The organism is Microbacterium sediminicola (genome assembly GCF_039531125.1).
Classification (GTDB): Bacteria; Actinomycetota; Actinomycetes; order Actinomycetales; family Microbacteriaceae; genus Microbacterium; species Microbacterium sediminicola.
Map to the genome: position 1 here is coordinate 915,203 of NZ_BAAAPL010000001.1, position 19,301 is coordinate 934,503.

Annotated in this window: 17 protein-coding genes and 1 tRNA gene; 16 read left to right on the forward strand and 2 right to left on the reverse strand. The window is 67.2% G+C overall.

Annotated elements, in window-relative coordinates; genetic code table 11:
• Positions 1 to 36: 36 nt before the first annotated feature.
• From rpe to pyk, 14 genes are all read left to right on the forward strand, one after another.
• Positions 37 to 717, forward strand: coding sequence for a ribulose-phosphate 3-epimerase (rpe, locus tag ABD206_RS04230; RefSeq protein ID WP_344069716.1), 681 nt, complete (start codon positions 37 to 39; stop codon positions 715 to 717).
• A gap of 21 nt (positions 718 to 738) precedes the next feature.
• On the forward strand, positions 739 to 1,002 hold the full coding sequence (locus ABD206_RS04235) for a phosphoribosyl-ATP diphosphatase (protein WP_344069719.1): 264 nt from the start codon (positions 739 to 741) through the stop codon (positions 1,000 to 1,002).
• A 42-nt stretch (positions 1,003 to 1,044) separates the two neighbouring features.
• The gene (gene hisG / locus ABD206_RS04240; RefSeq protein WP_344069722.1) at positions 1,045 to 1,884 is read left to right on the forward strand and encodes an ATP phosphoribosyltransferase; all 840 of its coding nucleotides are present in this window, start codon (positions 1,045 to 1,047) and stop codon (positions 1,882 to 1,884) included.
• 1 nt (position 1,885) lies between these two features.
• Positions 1,886 to 2,650, forward strand: coding sequence for an imidazole glycerol phosphate synthase subunit HisF (hisF, locus tag ABD206_RS04245; RefSeq protein WP_344069725.1), 765 nt, complete (start codon positions 1,886 to 1,888; stop codon positions 2,648 to 2,650).
• A complete protein-coding gene (gene hisI / locus ABD206_RS04250; protein WP_344069727.1) occupies positions 2,647 to 3,006 on the forward strand; it encodes a phosphoribosyl-AMP cyclohydrolase in 360 nt (119 codons plus the stop codon). Before hisF ends, hisI begins: the two co-directional genes overlap by 4 nt.
• Positions 3,006 to 3,599 carry a Trp biosynthesis-associated membrane protein gene (locus tag ABD206_RS04255; RefSeq protein WP_344071412.1) on the forward strand — a complete coding sequence of 198 codons (594 nt, stop codon included), beginning with the start codon at positions 3,006 to 3,008 and terminating at the stop codon, positions 3,597 to 3,599. Before hisI ends, ABD206_RS04255 begins: the two co-directional genes overlap by 1 nt.
• Positions 3,600 to 3,630: 31 nt before the next feature.
• Complete coding sequence (locus ABD206_RS04260) at positions 3,631 to 3,861, forward strand: DUF6704 family protein (protein ID WP_344069730.1); 231 nt, start codon at positions 3,631 to 3,633, stop codon at positions 3,859 to 3,861.
• 2 nt (positions 3,862 to 3,863) lie between these two features.
• Positions 3,864 to 4,640, forward strand: coding sequence for an indole-3-glycerol phosphate synthase TrpC (gene trpC, locus ABD206_RS04265; RefSeq protein ID WP_344069733.1), 777 nt, complete (start codon positions 3,864 to 3,866; stop codon positions 4,638 to 4,640).
• Positions 4,637 to 5,845 carry a tryptophan synthase subunit beta gene (trpB, locus tag ABD206_RS04270; RefSeq protein WP_344069736.1) on the forward strand — a complete coding sequence of 403 codons (1,209 nt, stop codon included), beginning with the start codon at positions 4,637 to 4,639 and terminating at the stop codon, positions 5,843 to 5,845. Before trpC ends, trpB begins: the two co-directional genes overlap by 4 nt.
• Entirely contained in the window at positions 5,842 to 6,630 is a 789-nt protein-coding gene (gene trpA, locus ABD206_RS04275; protein ID WP_344069739.1) for a tryptophan synthase subunit alpha, read from the forward strand. The genes trpB and trpA overlap by 4 nt, the downstream gene beginning before the upstream one ends.
• Before the next feature lie 74 nt (positions 6,631 to 6,704).
• Complete coding sequence (gene lgt / locus ABD206_RS04280; protein WP_344069741.1) at positions 6,705 to 7,706, forward strand: prolipoprotein diacylglyceryl transferase; 1,002 nt, start codon at positions 6,705 to 6,707, stop codon at positions 7,704 to 7,706.
• A gap of 60 nt (positions 7,707 to 7,766) precedes the next feature.
• On the forward strand, positions 7,767 to 12,347 hold the full coding sequence (gene gltB, locus ABD206_RS04285; RefSeq protein ID WP_344069744.1) for a glutamate synthase large subunit: 4,581 nt from the start codon (positions 7,767 to 7,769) through the stop codon (positions 12,345 to 12,347).
• Complete coding sequence (locus tag ABD206_RS04290; protein WP_344069747.1) at positions 12,340 to 13,806, forward strand: glutamate synthase subunit beta; 1,467 nt, start codon at positions 12,340 to 12,342, stop codon at positions 13,804 to 13,806. The genes gltB and ABD206_RS04290 overlap by 8 nt, the downstream gene beginning before the upstream one ends.
• Before the next feature lie 72 nt (positions 13,807 to 13,878).
• Positions 13,879 to 15,327 carry a pyruvate kinase gene (gene pyk, locus ABD206_RS04295; RefSeq protein WP_344069750.1) on the forward strand — a complete coding sequence of 483 codons (1,449 nt, stop codon included), beginning with the start codon at positions 13,879 to 13,881 and terminating at the stop codon, positions 15,325 to 15,327.
• A gap of 56 nt (positions 15,328 to 15,383) precedes the next feature.
• On the opposite strand, the gene ABD206_RS04300 is transcribed toward pyk, so the two are convergent.
• Positions 15,384 to 15,466 (reverse strand) — tRNA-Leu (locus ABD206_RS04300).
• A gap of 37 nt (positions 15,467 to 15,503) precedes the next feature.
• Here ABD206_RS04300 and ABD206_RS04305 point away from each other — a divergent pair.
• Positions 15,504 to 16,124, forward strand: coding sequence for an ANTAR domain-containing response regulator (locus ABD206_RS04305; RefSeq protein ID WP_344069753.1), 621 nt, complete (start codon positions 15,504 to 15,506; stop codon positions 16,122 to 16,124).
• Positions 16,125 to 16,138: 14 nt separating this feature from the next.
• Here the strand turns inward: ABD206_RS04305 and ABD206_RS04310 are convergent, their stop codons facing one another.
• On the reverse strand, positions 16,139 to 16,582 hold the full coding sequence (locus tag ABD206_RS04310) for a hotdog fold thioesterase (RefSeq protein WP_344069756.1): 444 nt from the start codon (positions 16,580 to 16,582) through the stop codon (positions 16,139 to 16,141).
• 50 nt (positions 16,583 to 16,632) lie between these two features.
• On the opposite strand from ABD206_RS04310, the gene polA reads away from it, so the two are divergent.
• Positions 16,633 to 19,281, forward strand: a complete 2,649-nt coding sequence (gene polA / locus ABD206_RS04315; RefSeq protein WP_344069759.1) for a DNA polymerase I — start codon at positions 16,633 to 16,635, stop codon at positions 19,279 to 19,281.
• The last annotated feature ends 20 nt before the right edge of the window (positions 19,282 to 19,301 follow it).

Below are 19,301 nucleotides of genomic sequence, written 5' to 3' on the forward strand. Positions count from 1 at the left end.
CGCTCGTCGCCGGATGCCGCCATCCATAATGGTTCGGTGACATCACCCGACGCCGCCGTACGGATCAACCCCAGCATCCTCGCCGCCGATTTCGCCAATATGGCCGCCGAGCTCGCGCGCATCGCCTCGGCGGATTTCGTCCACGTGGACGTCATGGACAACCACTTCGTGCCGAATCTCACCTTCGGGCCGCAGATGGTCGAGCGCATCCAGCAAACGAGCCCCGTGCCGCTGGACGTCCACCTGATGATCGACGACGTGGATCGCTGGGCCCCCGGGTACGCCGAGCTCGGGGCTGCGTCGGTGACCTTCCACGCCGAGGCGACCACGCAGCCGGTGGCTCTGGCGCGCCGGCTGCGTGAGATCGGCGCCCGTGCCGGCGTCGCCCTCAAACCCGGTACCGGAATCGAGCCGTTCCTCGAGCACATCGACGAGTTCGACCAGGTCCTCATCATGACCGTGGAGCCCGGCTTCGGCGGGCAGTCCTTCATGCCCGACATGATGCCCAAGCTCGCTCTCGTGGCAGAGCACGCCCGCCGTCGGGGCTCGGATGTCTGGCTCCAGGTCGATGGCGGTATTTCCGCATCCACCATTGCGCAGGCGGCAGAAGCCGGTGCCGACACCTTCGTCGCAGGCTCGGCCGTGTTCGGCTCCACCGACCCTACGGAGGCGATCGCCTCCCTGCGTGAACGGGCGCTGCTGGCGCACCGCCACTGAACTGTTCGATACCCTGGAACCGTGAAGACGTTCGAGGAGCTGTTCGGCGAGCTCAGCGCGAAGGCCGTCGAGCGCCCCGAAGGCTCGGGAACAGTGGCGCAGCTGGATGCCGGTGTGCACGCGATCGGCAAGAAGATCGTCGAAGAGGCGGCCGAAGTCTGGATGGCTGCGGAATACGAGTCGCATGAGGCTACGGCCGAGGAGATTTCACAGCTGCTGTACCACCTGCAGGTGCTGATGATCGCCAAGGGGATGCGTCTCGAAGACGTCTATCGACATCTTTGAGCCCGCGCCCATCCGCCGCCCGCTCCTTTCGAAAGACATCTGATGTTGCGAATCGCCGTGCCCAACAAGGGCTCGCTGGCAGACACGTCCGCCGCCATGCTCGCCGAGGCCGGCTACACCGGCCGTCGGGACTCGAAGGACCTGCACGTCATCGATCCGGCCAATGACGTCGAGTTCTTCTATCTGCGCCCCAAGGACATCGCCACCTACGTGGGATCGGGAGCGCTCGACGTCGGAATCACGGGCCGTGACCTGCTGCTGGACGCACGGGTGCCCGCGCGTGAGATCGAGGCGCTCGGATTCGCCGGCTCCACCTTCCGCTTCGCGGGCCCTCCCGGGCGATTCTCCGACCTCGCCGACCTGAACGGATTGCGTGTTGCGACCGCCTATCCAGGTCTGGTCGATGCCTTCCTGGATGAGCGCGGGATCGGGGTGGATCTTGTGCCGCTCGACGGCGCCGTCGAGTCCGCGGTGGGCCTCGGCGTGGCCGACGCGGTCGCGGACGTGGTCTCGACGGGAACGACCCTCCGTCAGGCGGGGCTGGAGATCTTCGGTCCGGTCCTCCTCGAGTCTGAGGCGGTCCTGATCCAGGGCGCATCGGACGCCGACGGTATCGACACCCTGCTGCGCCGGCTTCGAGGCGTGATGGTCGCCCGGCGCTATGTCCTCATCGACTACGACCTCCCCGTGACCCTCGTTGACGCGGCGGTGGCCATCGCCCCCGGAATCGAGTCGCCCACGATCTCGCCGTTGCGCGACCCCGAGTGGGTCGCGGTGCGCGTCATGAGCCCCCGCGCCGGCGTCAACCAGGTGATGGACGCGCTGTATGGTCTCGGCGCACGCGCCATCCTCGTGACCGAGATCCACGCAGCGAGGCTCTGACGTGTCCGTGATCACCCGCATCATCCCGTGCCTGGATGTCGCGGCAGGGCGCGTCGTCAAGGGCGTGAACTTCGAGAACCTCCGCGACATGGGAGACCCCGTTGCGCTGGCGGAGGAGTACTTCCGCCAGGGCGCCGATGAGCTCACCTTCCTCGACGTGACCGCCACTGTCGACGACCGCGCCACGACATATGAGGTCGTGCAGCGCACTGCGGAGAACGTCTTCATCCCGCTGACGGTCGGAGGAGGGGTGCGGACGGCTGAAGATGTCGCGCGCCTCCTCGGCGTGGGCGCGGACAAGGTCGGTGTGAACTCCGCCGCCATCGCCCGGCCCGAGCTCGTCGACGACATCGCCGACAGGTTCGGCGCCCAAGTACTGGTGCTCTCCCTCGATGTGAAGCGGTCCAGCGCTACCGCGTCGGGATTCGTCGTCACCACGCACGGTGGGCGCACCGAAACGGCGCTCGACGCCCTCGTCTGGGCACGGGAGGCCATCGAGCGGGGAGCCGGCGAGTTGCTGGTCAACTCGATCGATGCCGACGGCACGCGCGACGGCTTCGACCTGGAGCTGACGGCCCTCATGCGCGAGATCTCGTCGGTGCCCGTCATCGCCTCCGGCGGCGCGGGATCCGCTGCCGACTTCGCGCCCGCCGTGAAAGCCGGGGCCGACGCCGTTCTCGCAGCCAGCGTCTTCCACTCCGGCCAGCTCACCGTCGGCGACGTGAAGGCTACCCTGGCGGCAAAGGGGATCGAGGTGCGGCAATGAGCACCGTCGAGGAGCGCATCGCCGGTGTCGTCTTCAACGACGACGGTCTTGCCCCCGCGATCATCCAGCAGTGGGATACGGGTGAAGTCCTGATGCTCGGGTGGATGGATGCCGAGGCACTACGCAGAACCCTGACCACCGGTCGCGTCACCTTCTGGTCGCGCTCGCGCCAGGAGTACTGGCGAAAAGGCGACACGTCCGGACATGTGCAGTACATCCGCGGCGCCCGCCTCGACTGCGACGGTGACGCCCTCCTCATCAGCGTCGAACAGATCGGTGTGGCGTGCCACACGGGCACCCGCACCTGCTTCGACGCCGTCGACCTGGAGCCCGCGCAGGGGACTGTCGCACCGTGATGGCCCGAGCGCGGGTCATCGTCATCCTGGGTCTGCTCACGACCGGGACACTCGGCGTGATCGCAGCGACCCAGACGTGGGTAACGGTGACACTCGATGACGGGTCGCTCGAGCAGCTTGCAATACCCGGCAGCTCCGCGATCCCCCTGCTGACACCGCTCAGCCTCGCGGTACTCGCGATCGGCGCGGCGATGTCGCTGGCCGGACGCGTGCTGCGCCACATCCTCTCTGCGCTCGCTCTGCTCATCGGTGTCACACTCGGGATGCTGGTGATCCCGCTCGCCCTCACGCCGCCGCTGTCAGCGGTCGCCGCGGACGTCGCCGCCGCAACCGGGATCGCCGGTGAGGCCGCCCTCGCTTCGCTGGTGATCGCGCTCACCGCGACACCGTGGCCGTGGATCACCGCAGTCTCCGCGATCGCGCTCACCGTGGTGGCGATCTGGGCGCTGATCACCGCGACGCGCTGGGGCGAGTCCGGCCGCAAATACCGGTCTGGCAGCACCATCTCGACCACGACCGACGGTCCCCTCGATGCGATTGACTCGTGGGACGACCTGTCGCGCGGCACGGATCCCACCCGACCGATAGACTGACCGACGACCCGCGCACCAACCGAGGAGAATCATGAGCAACCCGATCGCAGACCCCGGCCACGGACACTCCCCGGCCGCGTGGACCGCCGTGGTCATCATGCTGCTGGCCGTCGCGCTCGGCACCGTCTTCTTCTGCTTCAACATGCCCATCCTCGTGTGGGCATGCGTCGGCCTCCTTGTGGTGGGTGCTCTCGTCGGCTGGATCATGGCCAAGGCCGGTTACGGCGTCAACGGGCCCAAGTACACGCCGAAAGCGCACTGATCGTGCTCGCCGACCTCACGGCCGGCTCCGTCGCCGACTCGCGGGAACGCCAGTCGGAGCGTCCCCTCGCCGACGTTGAGCGTGAGGCTCTCGCCAAGGCTCCCGCACTCGATGTGCTGGCGGCGCTCGCTCCGGCCGACCGCGTGAAGATCATCGCCGAGGTGAAGCGCGCGAGCCCCTCACGCGGCGCACTGGCTGAGATCCCCGACCCCGCAGCACTCGCCGCTCTCTACGAGCGGGGCGGCGCGAGCGCGATCTCGGTGCTCACCGAGGAACGCCGTTTCAAGGGGTCATTGGCAGACCTCGTCGCAGTGCGCGAAGCAGTCGAGCTTCCGGTGCTGCGCAAGGACTTCATCGCGACCGAGTACCAGGTGTTCGAAGCGAGGGCTGCCGGCGCGGATCTGGTGCTGCTCATCGTCGCCGCGCTGGACCAGAACACGCTGATCCGCCTTCATCGGCTGATCACCGAACTCGGCATGACCGCCCTCGTCGAGGCCCACTCCGCTGACGAGGTGCGCCGCGCGGTTGACGCGGGCGCGTCCCTCATCGGTGTGAACGCCCGCGATCTTTCGACGTTCGAGCTGGACCGCGACCTGTTCGGGCGCGTCTCGACCTTGATCCCCGCCGGGGCGATCAAGGTCGCCGAGTCCGCGGTGCTCGCGCCCGCGGATGTCGCGCATTACCGCGCCTCGGGTGCCGATGTCGTCCTGATCGGCGAGGCGCTGGTCACGGGGGACCCCGTGGCGACCCTGGCGAGTTTTCTGGAGGCGGGCTCATGACCCTGCGTGACGTGACCGGACCGTTCTTCGGCGAGTACGGCGGGCGCTACATGCCCGAGTCGCTCATCGCCGCGATCGACGAGCTCACCGCCGTGTACGAAGAGGCTCGGGTCGATCCGGAGTTCCTCGCCGAGTTCTCCACGCTCCTCACTTCGTACGCCGGACGGCCCTCGGCGCTCACCGAGGTGCCGCGCTTCGCGCAACACGCCGGTGGCGGACGAGTGTTCCTCAAGCGCGAGGACCTCAACCACACCGGCTCCCACAAGATCAACAATGTGCTCGGTCAGGCCCTTCTCACGAAGCGCCTCGGCAAGACCCGTGTCATCGCCGAGACCGGCGCGGGGCAGCACGGTGTCGCAACGGCGACCGCTGCGGCGCTGTTCGGACTCGAATGCTCCATCTACATGGGAGAAGTCGACACCCAGCGCCAGGCGCTGAACGTCGCCCGCATGCGGCTGCTGGGCGCAGAGGTCATTCCGGTCACGACGGGCTCCCGCACCCTCAAGGACGCCATCAATGAGGCCTATCGCGACTGGGTCGCCAGCGTCGAGACGACCAACTACATCTTCGGAACCGCCGCAGGTCCTCATCCGTTCCCCTCGATGGTGCGCGATTTCCAGAAGGTGATCGGCGAAGAGGCGCGGGAGCAGATGCTCGCCGAGACGGGCGCGCTTCCCGATGCGGTGTTCGCATGCGTGGGGGGCGGCTCCAACGCGATCGGCATGTTCGACGCTTTCCTCGACGACGAGAGTGTCGCGCTCTACGGTGTCGAGGCCGCCGGCGACGGCGTGGACACACCGCTGCACGCAGCCTCCATCGAGCGGGGACGGCCCGGCGTCCTGCACGGCGCGCGCACCTACGTCCTCCAGGACGAGGACGGTCAGACGATCGAATCGCACTCCATCTCCGCCGGTCTGGACTACCCCGGGGTCGGTCCCGCACACTCCTGGCTGTCGGACATCGGTCGCGCGAACTACATCCCCGCGACCGACACGGAGGCGATGGACGCTCTCCTGCTGCTCTCGCGCACCGAGGGCATCATCCCTGCGGTCGAATCGGCCCACGCCCTCGCGGGCGCGCTGCGCGTCGGTCAGCAGCTCGGTCCCGACGCCGTGCTGCTGATATCGCTGTCCGGACGCGGCGACAAGGACATGGATACCGCCGCCCGGTGGTTCGGACTCTACGACGAGGGAGCGACCCCGTGACCTCCCGTGTAGCGGAGACGATCGCCGCTGCCCGCGCCGAAGGGCGCGGCGTCCTCGTCGGCTATCTGCCGATCGGCTATCCCGATCTCGAGACGAGTATCGAGGCGGCCGTCGTCCTCGCGGAATCTGGTGTCGACATCCTCGAGCTCGGACCGCCCTACTCCGACCCGGTCATGGATGGGCCGGTCATCCAGGAGGCCACACAGGCGGCTCTGGCCGCCGGTTTCCGTTTCCGTGACACGTTCACCGCTGTGCAGCGCATCAGAGAACGGGTCGAGATCCCCGTCCTCGTCATGACCTACTGGAACCCGGTCGTGCAGTACGGCGTCGATCGCTTCGCCGACGCCCTCGCGGCCGCCGGAGGCGACGGGCTCATCACGCCCGACATCACTCCCGATGCGGCCGCGGAGTGGATCGCCGCGAGCGAGCGGACCGGCCTCGATCGTGTCTTCCTCGCTGCCCCGACCTCAACCGACGAGCGACTGAGTCTGATCGCCGACTCCAGCACCGGATTCGTATATTCGGTCTCGACCATGGGGATCACGGGGGAGCGGGCCTCTCTTGATGCGGCGGCCCGCGCGCTGGTGGCGCGCCTACGCCTCCACGATGTGGAGTACGCCTGCGTCGGCATCGGCATTTCGAATGCCGACCATGTCCGCGGCGTTCTCGAGTACGCCGACGGTGCCATCGTCGGCACGGCGCTGGTCAAGGCGCTTCGTGACGGCGGGCTGGAAGGCCTGGCCTCCACCGCTCGGGAGCTCGCGGCCGGCACCGCCCGGGCGTGAGGCCGCAGCCCGCGAACTAGACTTCCCGTTGTCGGCCGATCGGTCGGCGACACGACCTGCAAGGACGACTGCGCATGACGACCGCCGCTCCCACTCTTCTCGGCACCGTGCTCACGAGCATCCCCAGCCCGTCGATCAGCTACATCGATCTCGGACCCATTCGCATCCACTTCTACGCGCTGTGCATCATCGCGGGAATCATCGTGGCGGTCCTGCTGACCAACCACCGACTCACTAGGCGCGGCGGCGAGCCGTGGATCGTGATCGACATCGCGCTCATCGCGGTGCCCCTCGCAATCATCGTCGCGCGGTTCTACCACGTGTTCACGCACCCGAACGACTACTTCTACGCGGGCCACGAATGGTGGAACCCGTTCGTGCAGAATGCCATCTGGAACGTCTGGGACGGCGGGATCGCCATCTACGGTGCGCTCATCGGCGGCGGTGTCGGCGCGTGGCTCGGCTGCCGCTGGACCGGCATCCGCTTCTGGACTTTCGCCGATGCGTTGGCGCCAGGCCTCCTGCTCGCGCAGGCAATGGGGCGCCTGGGCAACTGGTTCAACCACGAGCTGTTCGGCCTGCCCACCGACCTCCCGTGGGGTCTGGAGATCGAGTCCACGAACCCCGCCTTCCCGCCGGGTCTGGCCGAGGGCACGCTCTTCCACCCCACGTTCCTCTACGAGATGCTGTGGAACCTGCTCGGTGTTGTCGTGCTGCTGTGGGCAGGACGCAAGGCCTCGATGCAGTGGGGGAAGCTCTTCGGTCTCTATCTCGTCTGGTACAGCGCGGGCCGCATCGTGTGGGAGTCGATCCGCATCGACCCCAGCGAGATCTTCCTCGGCATCCGTGTGAACGTGTGGGCCGCGATCTTCGGCGTCCTCATCGGCCTCGGCATCATGATCGTCCAGACCAAGCGTCACACGGGCCTCGAACCCTCGCCATACATGCCGGGTCGGGAGCGCACGGTCGACGGGACTGTACAATCGCAAGACACTCCCGACTTCGTCGACGTCAGCGCACCACCGACCGACGATGTTGCAGAAGACACCGCCACAAGCAGCGTCGCCGCGAAGTGAACCAACCGTAGTCGGGCCGATGACGTCCCATCTTTGATCAGTACTGTGAGGACGGTAGGAATGGGACTGAGCCCCCGTCGCAGCACCGCCAGCCCGGCCGGACTTCCGCCGAAGCAGGGGATGTACAACCCCGATTTCGAGCGCGACGCCTGTGGTCTGGCGATGGTCGCCACCCTTCGCGGCGAAGCCGGACACGACATCATCGATCTGGCGCTCACGGCGCTGCGCAACCTCGAGCACCGTGGCGCGATCGGGTCGGATGCCGGAACCGGAGACGGCGCGGGCATCCTGACGCAGATGCCGGACGCGTTCCTGCGCGCAGTGGTCGACTTCGACCTGCCGCCGGTCGGGGAGTACGCCGCGGGCATGGTCTTCCTTCCACTCGATCACGAGGCGCGCGCCGCGCAAAAGGCCGGCATCGAGAAGATCGCCGCGAGCGAGAACCTCGTCGTGCTCGGCTGGCGCGAGGTTCCCACCGAAGAGGAGCACCTCGGCAAGCTCGCCTTCGACGCGCGTCCCGCGTTTGAGCAGCTGTTCGTGTCGCGACCGGCAGTGGGGGAGACGCCCGCACTGTCGGGAATCGCCCTGGACCGTCGATCGTTTCGCCTTCGCAAGCGCAGCCGCACCGAGCTCGGCGCCTATTTCGTATCGCTGTCGGCGCGCACGCTCGGCTACAAGGGCATGGTCACCACGCTCCAGCTGGAGCCGTTCTACCCCGACCTGCAGGACGAGCGCTTCGCCTCGGAGCTCGCGGTCGTGCACTCGCGCTACTCCACGAACACCTTCCCGTCGTGGCCGCTCGCCCAGCCGCTGCGGATGCTCGCCCACAACGGTGAGATCAACACGGTCAACGGCAACCGCAACTGGATGCGCGCGCGTCAGTCGCAGCTCGAGTCGGCGCTCATCGGCGACATCCGTCCGATCCTTCCCATCTGCACGGAAGGCGCCAGCGACTCGGCGTCGTTCGACGAGGTGCTGGAGCTGCTGAACCTCTCCGGTCGAAGCCTCCCGCACGCCATGCTCATGATGGTTCCCGAGGCGTACGAGAAGCAGGCGGGTCTGGACCCGAAGCTTCGTGCGTTCTACGAGTATCACGCGGTGCAGATGGAGCCCTGGGACGGCCCGGCTGCGCTCATCTTCACCGACGGTACGCTCGTCGGTTCGACCCTCGATCGCAACGGACTGCGCCCCGGGCGCTGGACCGAGACGACGGACGGCCTGGTCGTCATCGGATCGGAAACCGGTGTCCTGGACATCGCACCCGAGCGCATCAAGCGCCGGGGCCGCCTGAGGCCCGGCCGTATGTTCGTCGTCGACACCGCGCAGGGACGCATCATCGAGGATGACGAGATCAAGAGCGACCTCGCGAACCTCCATCCGTGGCAGGAGTGGCTCGACGCCGGCCGTGTCCGGCTCTCCGAGCTTCCGGAGCGCGAGCACATCGTCCACCCGATCGCGTCCATCACCCGCCGCCAGCGCACGTTCGGGTACACCGAGGAGGAAGTCAAGATCCTCCTGACCCCGATGGGTCAGAACGGCGCGGAGCCGCTGGGGGCCATGGGAAGCGACACTCCTGTCGCCGTGCTCAGCGACCGTCCGCGGTTGCTCTTCGACTACTTCACGCAGCAGTTCGCGCAGGTGACCAACCCGCCGCTGGACTCGATCCGCGAGGAGGTCGTGACCTCGCTGTCGCTCGGGCTCGGCCCCGAGCGGAATCTGCTGGCCTGGGGCCCCGATCACGCGAAGACCGTCACGCTCGACTTCCCGGTGCTCGACAACGACGAGCTCGCGAAGATCCAGCACATCGACACCGCTGTCCCGGGGCGCTCATCCGTCACCATCCGCGGTCTGTACCGCGCCGAAGCCGGCCACAAGGGCATGCAGAAGCGCATCGCGCAGATGTGCAGCGAGGCGGACCAGGCCATCGAGGACGGTGCGGAGTACATCGTGCTCAGCGATCGCGACTCGAACAAGGATCTCGCGCCCATTCCGTCGCTGCTGATGGTCGCTGCCATCCACCACCACCTCATCCGCCAGGAGACGCGCATGAACGTGGGGCTCGTGGTCGAGGCCGGCGACGTCCGCGAGGTGCACCACGTGGCGACCCTTCTCGGTTTCGGCGCCTCGGCGGTCAACCCGTACCTGGCTATGGAGACGGTCGAGTACCTCGTGCGCGCCGGATTCATCACGGGCATCACCCCGCAGAAGGCGGTCAAGAACCTCATCTACGCGCTCGGCAAGGGCGTGCTGAAGATCATGTCCAAGATGGGTATCTCCACCGTCTCGTCCTACGCCGGCGCGCAGGTGTTCGAGGCCGTCGGACTGTCGCAGGAGTTCGTCGACACCTACTTCACGGGGGTCGAGACAAAGCTCGGTGGCGTCGGTCTCGATGTCATTGCGGCCGAGACTCTCGCCCGTCACAACTACGCGTACCCCGAGGACGAGGCCGAGCGCGCGCACGAGCGCCTGTGGACCGGTGGCGAGTACCAGTGGCGCCGCGACGGTGCCCCGCACTTGTTCAACCCCGAGACGGTGTTCCGTCTGCAGCACTCCACGCGCAACCGCCGCTTCGACATCTTCCGCGAGTACACCAAGCTCGTTGATGACCAGGCAGACCAGCTCAAGACGCTGCGCGGCATGTTCCGACTGCGCACGGGCGTGCGCAAGCCCGTTCCGATCGACGAGGTGGAACCGATCTCCGCGATCGTCAAGCGCTTCTCGACGGGGGCGATGAGCTACGGCTCCATCTCCAAGGAGGCGCACGAGACTCTCGCGATCGCGATGAACCGCCTCGGCGGCAAGTCGAACACCGGTGAGGGCGGGGAGGATGTCGAGCGCTTGCTCGACCCCGAGCGCCGCAGCGCGATCAAGCAGGTGGCTTCGGGCCGATTCGGCGTGACGAGCCTGTACCTCACGGAGGCCGACGACATCCAGATCAAGCTCGCGCAGGGTGCCAAGCCCGGCGAGGGCGGTCAGTTGCCGCCGACCAAGGTCTACCCGTGGGTCGCACGTACGCGCCACGCCACGGCCGGCGTGGGCCTCATCTCGCCCCCGCCGCACCACGACATCTATTCGATCGAAGACCTCAAGCAGTTGATCTTCGACCTCAAGCGCGCCAACCCCACCGCCCGCGTCCACGTCAAACTGGTCAGTCAGTCGGGCATCGGCGCGGTCGCGGCGGGAACCGCGAAGGCCCTCGCCGACGTCATCCTCGTCTCCGGGCACGATGGTGGCACCGGCGCGAGCCCGCTGAACTCTCTCAAGCATGCGGGTACACCCTGGGAGCTCGGACTCGCCGAGACCCAGCAGACGCTCATGCTCAACGGCATGCGCGACCGCGTCGTGGTCCAGGTCGACGGCCAGATGAAGACCGGTCGAGACGTCATCATCGGCGCGCTGCTCGGCGCGGAGGAGTTCGGCTTCGCCACCGCCCCCTTGGTGGTGTCTGGCTGCATCATGATGCGCGTCTGCCACCTCGACACCTGCCCCGTAGGCGTCGCGACGCAGAACCCCGTCCTGCGTTCGCGCTTCACCGGCAAGCCGGAGTTCGTCGAGACCTTCATGGAGTACATCGCCGAGGAGGTGCGCGAGTACCTCGCTGAGCTCGGCTTCCGCAGCCTCGACGAGGCGATCGGACACCACGAGATGCTCGACACCAACCGTGCGATCGAGCACTGGAAGGCCAGCGGCATGGACCTGAGCCCCGTGCTCGAGGGACCGGTGTTCTCGGACGAGGAGCCTCGCCGGAATCTGCGCGCTCAGGACCACGAGCTGCACGAGCACTTCGATGTCCCCATCATCGAGCGCGCACAGGATGTCATCGCCGGTGGCGGAGAGATCACGATCGACATGCCGGTGCGCAACACGGCGCGTGCCGTCGGCACGCTGCTCGGACATCACGTCACGGTCGCGCAGGGCCAGCATGGCCTCCCTGCCGGGTCCATCACGATCAATCTGACCGGGTCGGCCGGACAGTCCTTCGGAGCATTCCTGCCCGCCGGCATCACCCTGCGTCTCGAGGGCGACTCGAACGACTATGTCGGCAAGGGTCTCTCGGGCGGCCGTATTGTCGTCCGACCGCCGCGCAGCGCCAGCTTCGACGCATCGCAGAACGTCATCGCCGGCAATGTCATCGGCTACGGCGCCACACAGGGCAGTCTGTTCCTGCGCGGCACCGTGGGGGAGAGGTTCCTGGTGCGCAACTCCGGCGCGACCGCGGTCGTCGAGGGAGTCGGCGACCACGCGCTCGAGTACATGACAGGCGGATTGGCTGTGATCCTCGGCGCCACTGGCCGCAACCTCGGCGCCGGTATGTCGGGGGGAACGGCCTACGTCTACAAGCTCGAGAGCGAACTCGTCAACCGCGAGTCACTCGCCTCCGGCGAACTCGTGCTCGGCGCGATGGGCTCCGCGGACGCGGAGATCCTGCGCGACCTGCTCACCCAGCACGCCGAGGAGACCGGCTCCGAGCTGGCCGCCGGGTTCGTGGCGAACTTCGAGGATGAGCTCGCGAACTTCGTGCGTGTCGTCCCGCGTGACTACGCCGCCGTGCTTCGCACCCGGCAGGAAGCCGTCGAGGAGGGCCTCGATCCCGACGGAGACATCGTGTGGGGCCGGATTCTGGAGGTGACAGGTGGCTGATCCCAAGGGCTTTTTGAAGGTGACCGAGCGGGAGCTGCCCGCTCGCCGTCCGGTGCCGGTGCGCATCATGGACTGGCGTGAGGTCTACGAGCCCGCCGACGGAGCGACGGTGCGTCGCCAGGCCGGGCGCTGCATGGATTGCGGCATCCCGTTCTGCCACCAGGGCTGCCCGCTGGGCAACCTCATCCCGGAGTGGAACGACCTCACCTGGCGGGGGGAGGGTCGTGCGGCGATCGACCGGCTGCACGCGACCAACAACTTCCCGGAGTTCACCGGTCGCCTGTGCCCTGCGCCCTGCGAGAGCGCGTGCGTGCTGGGCATCAACCAGCCTGCCGTCACGATCAAGCAGGTCGAGGTCTCGATCATCGACGACGCCTTCGGGAAGGGCTGGGTCGAGCCCAAGCCCCCGGCACGGCTCACCGGCAAGACGGTGGCCGTCGTGGGCTCCGGTCCCGCAGGCCTCGCCGCGGCGCAACAGCTCACCCGCGCCGGCCACACCGTCGCCGTCTACGAGCGCGACGACCGGATCGGCGGATTGCTGCGCTACGGCATCCCGGACTTCAAGATGGAAAAGCGCCACCTCGAGGCGCGGCTGCGCCAGATGCAGGACGAGGGAACGCGATTCCGCGCGGGGGTGACCATCGGAACCGATATCTCTTGGGACGCGCTTCGCGCGCGCTACGACGCGGTCGTGGTCGCCACCGGTTCCACCGTGCCCCGCGACCTGGCGATTCCGGGCCGTGACCTTGACGGTGTGCACTTCGCGATGGAGTACCTCGTCGAGTCGAACCACGTGGTCGCCGGTGACAAGGTCCCCAACCAGATCAGCGCCGAGGGCAAGCACGTCATCGTCATCGGCGGTGGTGACACCGGGGCGGACTGCATCGGTACCGCCCACCGTCAGGGTGCGCTGAGCGTGACCAACCTTGCGATCGGCAAGCAGCCTCCCGCGGTCCGTCCTGACGGACAGCCCTGGCCGATGATGCCGACGGTGTTCGAAGTGTCCTCGGCTCACGAGGAAGGTGGCGAGCGGCTGTACCTCGCGTCCACCGTCGAGTTCCTCGCCAACGAGGCGGGGGAGGTGCGTGCGCTGCGCGTCGCCGAGACCGAGTTTGTCGACGGACGCCGCATCCCGAAGAGCGGCACCGAGCGTGAGATTCCAGCGGACCTTGTGCTGATCGCGATGGGCTTCACGGGCCCCGAGCGTGACCTGCTCGAGGACCAGTTGGGCACGCAGTTCACCGACCGCGGCAATGTCGCGCGCGGTGATGACTACGAGGCCACCCACCAGGGCGTGTTCGTGGCCGGTGACGCCGGTCGTGGGCAGTCGCTCATCGTCTGGGCGATCGCCGAGGGCCGCGCGGCCGCAGCGAGCGTGGACCGCTACCTCATGGGAGACACCGAGTTGCCGTCTCCTGTTCGCCCGACGGATGTCGCGATCGGTCTCGCACGCGCGTAGGCTGGCCGCGGCAGCGTTGCCGGTTCCTTGCAGACACCCTTCTGCTGATTCACTACCACGGAGCACATACGGATGAGACGCGCGAAGATCGTCGCTACTCTGGGCCCGGCAACCTCGACGTACGAGATGGTTCGCGCCATCATCGACGCCGGTGTGGACGTCGCCCGGTTCAACCTCTCGCACGGGGACTACTCGGTCCACGAGAACAATTTCGCCAACGTGCGCAAGGCCGCCGATGACGCCCAGCGCGCGGTCGCGGTGCTCGTTGACCTGCAGGGACCGAAGATCCGCCTCGGCAAGTTCGCCGACGGACCTCACGAACTCGCCGCCGGCGACATCTTCAAGATCACCGTCGAGGACATTCCCGGCACCAAGGAGATGTGCTCCACGACGTTCAAGGGCCTCCCCGCCGATGTCAAGCCGGGCGACTTCCTGCTGATCGACGATGGCAAGGTGCGCGTCGAGGTCGTCGAAACCGACGGCACCGTGGTCACCACGAAGGTGATCGTGGGTGGCCCGGTCTCGAACAACAAGGGCATCAACCTGCCTGGCGTTGCCGTGAACGTCCCCGCGCTCTCGGAGAAGGACGAGGAGGATCTGCGCTGGGGCCTTCGGACTGGCGCCGATCTGATCGCACTCTCTTTCGTGCGCGATGCGAAGGATGTGCAGCGCGTGCACGTCATCATGGCGGAAGAGGGGCGCAAGATCCCCGTCATCGCCAAGATCGAGAAGCCGCAGGCGGTCGACAACCTCGAGGAGATCATCAACGCCTTCGACGGCATCATGGTCGCTCGCGGCGACCTCGGCGTCGAGCTGCCCCTGGAGGCCGTTCCGATCGTCCAGAAGCGCGCCGTCGAACTCTGCCGCGCCATGGCCAAGCCGGTCATCGTCGCCACCCAGATGCTCGAGTCGATGATCAACAACCCCGTCCCCACGCGCGCCGAGACCTCGGATGTCGCCAACGCGGTGCTCGACGGTGCCGACGCGGTGATGCTCTCGGGAGAGACGAGTGTCGGCGACTACCCGGTCATCGTCGTCCAGACCATGGCGCGCATCGTCCAGTCCACCGAGGAGCACGGGCTGGACCGCATCCTGCCGCTCCAGACGACTCCACGCACGCAGGGCGGGATCATCACCCTCGCGGCGAACGAGGTCGCCGACTTCGTCGATGCCAAGTACCTGTGCGTGTTCACTGAGTCCGGCAACTCCGCCCGTCGTCTCTCGCGTCTGCGGCCGAGCATCCCCATGATCGCCTTTGCCCCGGACCCGTCGATCCGCCGGCGAATGGCCGTCACGTGGGGTATCCAGTCGACCCTCGTGGAGCACGTGCCCCACACGGACCGGATGTTCATCCAGGTCGACGACTACCTGCTCTCCAACGATCTGGCTGAGGTCGGCGACAAGGTCGTCGTCATCTCGGGTTCCCCTCCCGGAATCGAGGGCACGACCAACGACATCCGCATCCACAACGTGGGAGATGCCGTCAACGGCAAAGCGCCCGCATACCAGGCCGCGCGCTGAGCCCATCAGACGAGATGAGGGGCCCCTCCGAACGGAGGAGCCCCTCATGCATGGGGTGCCGGTGGTGGGATTCGAACCCACACGCCCTCACGGACAACCGATTTTGAGTCGGTCGCGTCTGCCATTCCGCCACACCGGCTGGGCAGCCCGCATCGACGATACCGTAGGATTCTAGAGTGACTGAGCAAGACCAGGCCGCAGCCCCCGCCCCCCACGCACCCCGACGCGTCGTCGTCGCCGAGGATGAGTCGCTCATCCGTCTCGACATCGTCGAGATCCTGCGCGACAACGGGTTCGACGTCGTCGGTGAGGCCGGCGACGGCGAGACCGCCGTCCAGCTGGCGACCGAGCTGCGTCCCGACCTCGTGATCATGGACGTCAAGATGCCGCAGCTCGACGGCATCTCGGCCGCGGAGAAGCTCTACAAGAACCACGTCGCCCCGGTCGTCCTCCTGACCGCCTTCAGCCAGAAGGAGCTCGTGGAGCGCGCGAGCGAGGCCGGTGCGCTTGCCTACGTGGTCAAGCCGTTCACGCCCAACGACCTCCTCCCCGCTATCGAGATCGCGCTGGCTCGTCACGAACAGATCCTGACGCTCGAGGCCGAGGTGACCGATATGGTCGAGCGCTTTGAGACGCGCAAGCTGGTCGACCGTGCCAAGGGCCTGCTCAACGAGAAGATGGGCCTGTCCGAGCCCGAGGCCTTCCGATGGATTCAGAAGGCCTCGATGGATCGCCGCCTGACGATGCAGGATGTCGCGAAGGCGATCATCGAGCAGCTTGCTCCCAAGAAGGCCTGAGGGCGCTCCCGGAGCTAGACCGTCGGGGCCTGCGCCGGCAGGTCGCGGAGCATGTTCGTGATGCGCACCGTCGAGCAGCGGCGGCCCTGATCGTCCGAGATGACGATCTCGTGCACCGTCATGCTGCGCCCGAGGTGAATCGGGGTGCAGACGCCGGTCACGGTCCCGGCTGTTGCCGAGCGGGTGTGGGTGGCGTTGATGTCCACGCCGACCGCCAGACGTCCCGGGCCCGCGTAGAGATTGGCGGCCATCGAGCCGAGCGACTCGCCGAGCACCACATATGCCCCGCCGTGCATGAGGCCGACGGGCTGGGTGTTCCCCTCGACCGGCAGCGTCGCGACGGCGCGCTCGACGGTGAACTCGACGAACTCCATGCCCATCCTTTCGGCGAGGGCACCGATCGATCGCTGCTGGACCCAGTCGAGTCCATTGATCGGCGTCGTCTCGGCCTCGGTCATGCGTACTCCTCGTCTGGGGCGGTGTCTGCACCCGCGACTAGGCTGACATGGTGACAGACTCCACGAAGCCTACCCTTCTGGTCGTCGACGGCCATTCGCTCGCATTCCGGGCGTTCTTCGCACTTCCCGTCGAGAATTTCACCACCAAGGACGGCCAGCACACGAACGGGATCTACGGATTCCTGTCCATGTTCGTGAACCTCCTCAAGGCGGAGCAGCCCACGCACGTGGCCGTCGCCTTCGACACCTCGCGGGTGTCGTTCCGCACGCGCCAGTACCCCGACTACAAGGCCACCCGGGCCGAGACCCCGCAGGAGTTCCAGGGGCAGATCCCGTTGCTCCAGGATTGCCTGCGGGCCATGAACGTCACGGTTCTCCAGAAAGAAGACATCGAGGCCGACGACATCCTCGCAACCCTCGCGACACAGGGTGCCGACAGCGGCTACTCGGTGCTGGTGTGCTCGGGTGACCGCGACACGATCCAGCTCGTCGACGACCGGGTGACCCTGCTCTACCCGAGTGTGCAGGGAGTGTCGCAGCTGAAGCGCTACGACCCCGGCGCCGTGCAGGAGCGGTATGGGGTCCCGCCCGAGCAGTATCCCGACATCGCAGCTCTCGTCGGCGAGACCAGTGACAATCTCCCCGGCGTTCCGAAGGTGGGGGAGAAGACCGCGGTGAAGTGGCTGACACAGTTCGGGTCGCTCGATGCGATCATCGAGAACGCAGAATCGATCAAGGGTGTCGTCGGCAACAACCTGCGCGAGCACATCGACGACGTCCGTCGCAACCGGTCGCTGAATCGTCTGCTGCGTGATGTCGAGTTACCCGTCACCGTCACCGACCTCACGCGCGGCCCCGTCGACGCCGAAGCCCTGCGCGACATCTTCGCGCGGCTCGAATTCCGCACCCTGCTCCCGCGCGTCTACGACGCCTTCGGCGCGCCGGCGCCCGAAGAGCAGGCGCCGCAGGTGGCGGTCCCCGCCGCCAGAGAGCTGGATGCCGCCGCCCTCGCGGCGTGGGCCGAGTCCCAGAACGGCGAGGTTGGCGTGACGGTCGTGACAACGACGGGGGCCACGGGCGGCGCTCCGGTTCCGACGAGGATCGGTCTGGCGACGCACGAGGAGGCAGTGGAGGCGAACTGGACGCCCCAGCTCGGTGTGGCGCTCGGGCCGTGGCTGGCATCCGATCGGCCCAAGGTGTTCGCATCCGCCAAACCTCAGCTGAAGAGTCTGCGCCGCATCGGTGTCGCGGTGACCGGCGTCGTCTTCGACACCGAACTGGCCGGATGGCTCATCCGTCCGAGCTTTCCCGACAAGACGCTTGCCGATCTGGTCGCACGCTACCTGGGGGAGAAGCTGCCCGAGGCCGACCCGACGCAGCTGGTTCCCGAGACAGAGGGCGCGACCCCCGCCCAGCTGTCCTGGTTCACGCTGCGGGTCGCGGATGCCCTGGCCGCAGACCTCCCGGCAGCATTGCGGACGGTCCTCGACGACATCGAGCTGCCCACGATGATGGCACTCATCGACATGGAGCTGGCGGGAGTCGCGGTTTCGCATGCGGCACTGTCCTCGTTCTCGGCAGAACTCGGCGCCCGCGCCGAAGCGATCGCATCGGCCGCCTACGCCACGATCGAGCGGGAGGTGAACCTCGGCTCACCCAAGCAGTTGCAGGAGGTCCTGTTCGATCAGCTCGGTCTGCCGAAGACGCGCAAGACGAAGACCGGATACTCCACCGACGCCGCCGTCCTCGCCGACCTGCAGGAGACGAACCCCCACCCGTTCCTCGGTCAGTTGCTCGAGCACCGTGAGGTCACCAAGCTGCGACAGATCGTCGAGTCCCTCGACGCGGCGATCGGCCCTGACGCCCGGATCCACACGACGTACCTGCAGACAGGAAGCCAGACAGGGCGCCTGTCGAGCATCGACCCGAACCTGCAGAACATCCCCGTCCGTACGGAGGACAGTCGACGTATCCGCGCCGCCTTCACCGTCGGGGACGGCTACGAGACGCTACTGACCGCGGACTACTCCCAGATCGAGATGCGCATCATGGCGCACCTGTCGGAGGACCCGGGCCTCATCGAAGCTTTCCGGTCGGGGGAAGACCTGCATCGCTTCGTCGGCGCTCGCGTGTTCGGCGTCGATCCGAGCGCGGTCACGCCCGCCATGCGCACCAAGGTGAAGGCGATGTCGTACGGGCTGGTCTACGGGCTCTCCGCCTTCGGTCTGTCCAAGCAGCTGCGCATCGATCAGTCCGAGGCCAAAGCACTCATGCAGGAGTACTTCGCGCGTTTCGGTGCCGTGCGGGATTATCTCCGCGGGTCCGTCGAACAGGCGCGGATCGATGGCTACACGACGACGATCTTCGGACGCCGTCGACCCTTCCCCGACCTCGGAAGCCCGAACCGCGTCCTGCGGGAGAACGCGCAGCGGGCAGCCCTCAACGCCCCTATTCAGGGCAGCGCCGCCGACATCATGAAGATCGCACTCGTGCGCATCCATGACGAGTTGCGTGCCCGCAGCCTCTCGTCTCGTGTGCTCCTCCAGATCCACGATGAACTCGTGGTGGAGGTGGCGCCGGGGGAGTGGGATGCCGTCGAGGCGGTCGTCACGGCGCGCATGGGGGATGCCGCTGAACTGTCGGTGCCTCTGGACGTCCAGATCGGACGCGGTCACGATTGGAACGCAGCCGGCCACTGATCGGTGCAGGAGAATGTCGA

Excerpts from the sequence above, each read along its gene's own strand:
- ABD206_RS04310 (WP_344069756.1), bottom strand. The coding sequence starts at position 16,582 with ATGACCGAGGCCGAGACGACGCCGATCAATGGACTCGACTGGGTCCAG.
- hisI (WP_344069727.1), top strand. The coding sequence starts at position 2,647 with ATGAGCACCGTCGAGGAGCGCATCGCCGGTGTCGTCTTCAACGACGAC.
- pyk (WP_344069750.1), top strand. The coding sequence starts at position 13,879 with ATGAGACGCGCGAAGATCGTCGCTACTCTGGGCCCGGCAACCTCGACG.
- hisG (WP_344069722.1), top strand. The coding sequence starts at position 1,045 with ATGTTGCGAATCGCCGTGCCCAACAAGGGCTCGCTGGCAGACACGTCC.
- gltB (WP_344069744.1), top strand. The coding sequence starts at position 7,767 with ATGGGACTGAGCCCCCGTCGCAGCACCGCCAGCCCGGCCGGACTTCCG.
- trpB (WP_344069736.1), top strand. The coding sequence starts at position 4,637 with ATGACCCTGCGTGACGTGACCGGACCGTTCTTCGGCGAGTACGGCGGG.
- ABD206_RS04260 (WP_344069730.1), top strand. The coding sequence starts at position 3,631 with ATGAGCAACCCGATCGCAGACCCCGGCCACGGACACTCCCCGGCCGCG.
- ABD206_RS04255 (WP_344071412.1), top strand. The coding sequence starts at position 3,006 with ATGGCCCGAGCGCGGGTCATCGTCATCCTGGGTCTGCTCACGACCGGG.
- lgt (WP_344069741.1), top strand. The coding sequence starts at position 6,705 with ATGACGACCGCCGCTCCCACTCTTCTCGGCACCGTGCTCACGAGCATC.